The following is a 2,675-nucleotide window of genomic DNA, read 5'->3' as shown; positions in this document are numbered from 1 at the left end:
TGGAAATATAAACTGGAAATCTTCGGTGTGTCCAATCCACCTGCCAGAGTATCACATCCGGAAGCGGCGAAGATGTGAGAAAAGATAGTCGAAAATGAATCATACTACCCAAAAGAATAGGGGGTGTGTATTATGGGAATCCTGTCACTGTCACGTAAGAGACAGCCGATGAGAAATCGGCTTCTCTTTGAAGACTTATATATAGATAGTTACGATTTAGAAAGATGAAGTGATAAAGATGAGTGTGGAAAAAGCGAACAGAACCTGGCATGCCGGGAAGCCGAAGAAGAAGCCGGATTATGATAGAGAAGAAATTACGGAAGAACTTCTGGCAGCGGTTGTTGGGGTATATGAAGCTCTGGATGAGTACGGGAACCACCCATCTCTCCAGGCAATCGTGGATGAACTTGATTGTGGGTTGAATCCCTTAAAAGTCCGCAAGCTGCTCATCACAGCCGGGGAAGTGCAAGGTAAAAAGATATATGAATCAGCCACAGTGGATGAAGTGCTTTCATTGTGGAAAGAGGGGAAGAGTGTGGAGGAGATTATGTCCACACTGGAACGTTCTCGGGCTTCCGTGAACTCATACCTTCCGTACACGAAAATCATTTACAAAATGAAGGAGAGCAGCGTTGGTGCTGATCGGGAGAAGTTGTACCGGGAGAGGAAGAAAGCTGTAGCAGAAATGGCAGAGGAACCATCCGCAGATAATTTGTGGAATGCGATTGTGGCATTTCAGGGCTATCCTTTCAAGACGAGCAAAGGACTGAGTTTTACATATAAGGTGAAGGGCGGCGAACTGTTTTTTACCCGGAAGGAAAAGAGTATCACGAGATCCACAGTGGATATTGCTTTTCAGAAGGCACTGGAGCTGGGAGAGAAGGCGACTGGACCGAAGAAACTGGGCGTGTTCGGCGCATCGTATCTGTATCCAGTGTTTGTGCGGCTTGGGGTGATAAATAAAAGGTGGCAGGAGAGTACCTCACAAAATACAATTGTAGCGGAGAAATGACTTGCTGAACGGCGGGTTCAGAGGTAACATCACCATACAAAAAAGAGGAAGGTGATTGTTATGATGAGAGAAAAAACTAATAAAATATATCGCTCCGGTATTGTCCACACGGACACAGCAGAGCAGATTTTGGATATTTTCCGCACTCATTTGTTAAACCATCCGCCCAGATATTTTGGAGATATAGATTCCATTGCCGAGTTTCTGTACTTCCAATACACAGAAACAAACCTCGTGGAGAACGAAACAGTCAGGAAGTCATACACAGCTTTTATGGATGAGCTGACCGAAGCACTTGGATATGATAAGGAAGTCTGGAGTGAGGAAGCAGCCAGCATAGAAGCGAAGGTGAATGTGGCGGTTTCAGAGTATGAAAAGGCTGCATATATAGAAGGCATGAAGCTGGGAGCAAGGGTTGTGATGGAATTGTGTGGGGTGATAGAAAAAATAAAGCACTGACATAAACAGTTTTTATGATATACTAAAGGCAGACCTTTTACGATAAAGGATGGATGAAACGATGAAGACAAAATATTTTTATAACGCTTTTAATATTCTGTATGACTTGGTAAAGGAATCACTTGGCATTTTTCAAAAAGAAGAGCTGTATCGGCAGTTATTTCAGGCGATTTACGTCATGAGTGGGGATGCTCTGTATGATAATGACTCAATCCGTAAAATAACATCAGGGAATCAGACGATTCACTTAAGAGCGGTAAAGAAACTTCATACGCCGGAAGGATTTGAAAAGTTTCGCCGTGATATTGAGCGGGTCTGCCTTACAAATATTAATTCTCCTGTTGATGTAGCCAATAAGCTGCTTGAACAATGTGAACAAGTATCCGAAGAAACCGGTAGAACTATCAAAAGTAGTTTTAATGACGATACACCATATCAGATTTCCAGAGCAGTTGCGGCAGTTTTGATTTTTCTAAATCATGCGGATTATGCTTCTTCCAAAGGGAAACATACGGTTTTAAATATTGACTTTATGCGTTTGGGAGAAGAACAGCCGTTGCTGTCCTATCCTAAGTTTATTACAAATATTCCGAATGCAGCGGTTGACAGGCTGGTTGGCAGAATAGATGAAATAAACGAAGTCTATCAGGAAATCGTTGAGGGTGACGGTAAGCTGATGGTCACCGGTGTCGGAGGTCTTGGTAAAACAGTAGTGGTTCAACAATTCCTGAATAAGCTGCAGAACACTCCAACAGAAGAAAGCCAAATTGAAAAAATTGCGTGGATTCCTTATGACAACCATGACATCTGTCTTTCTATGAAACAGGCACTTCATTTGAAGTGTGATTTAGAAGATGTGTGGCAGGCTGTGCAGGATTTGTGTGCCGACAGCAAAGGAAGATTGCTTTTTGTAATCGACAATATTGAGAACATCGGGAATGACGAATTCCTTGGAAAACTAAGTATGCTTCCGTGCCGTGTTCTCATAACCAGCAGACAGAAAATACTGCGGGGATTTAATCGTATCATGTATCTTCCGCCATTGAAAATGGCACAGTGCCGTGATTTATTTTATCAACATTATCAGTATGCAGAGCGTGATAACGAAGTGCTGAATGATATTATTGATTTGACTGCAAAACTGACTATTATGATTGTCTTTCTCGCTAAAGTGGCATATTTGGAAGAACTTTCTTTGCATGAA

General features: G+C 42.3%; 3 protein-coding genes. All 3 read left to right on the top strand.

Annotated elements, in window-relative coordinates; genetic code table 11:
• Window positions 1–238: 238 nt before the first annotated feature.
• Window positions 239–1,012, top strand: coding sequence for a hypothetical protein (locus tag AC075J_RS17955; protein WP_025580012.1), 774 nt, complete (start codon window positions 239–241; stop codon window positions 1,010–1,012).
• Window positions 1,013–1,072: 60 nt separating this feature from the next.
• The gene (locus AC075J_RS17950) at window positions 1,073–1,471 is read left to right on the top strand and encodes a hypothetical protein (RefSeq protein WP_025580010.1); all 399 of its coding nucleotides are present in this window, start codon (window positions 1,073–1,075) and stop codon (window positions 1,469–1,471) included.
• A 61-nt stretch (window positions 1,472–1,532) separates the two neighbouring features.
• A partial coding sequence (locus AC075J_RS17945; protein ID WP_476390575.1) for an ATP-binding protein occupies window positions 1,533–2,675 on the top strand: 1,143 nt, incomplete at its 3' end.

It is taken from the genome of Blautia sp. ZXY-1-C6, from assembly GCF_056339875.1.
Note: the sequence above shows the minus strand (reverse complement) of the source record. Positions and strands in the feature narration are given on the sequence as shown.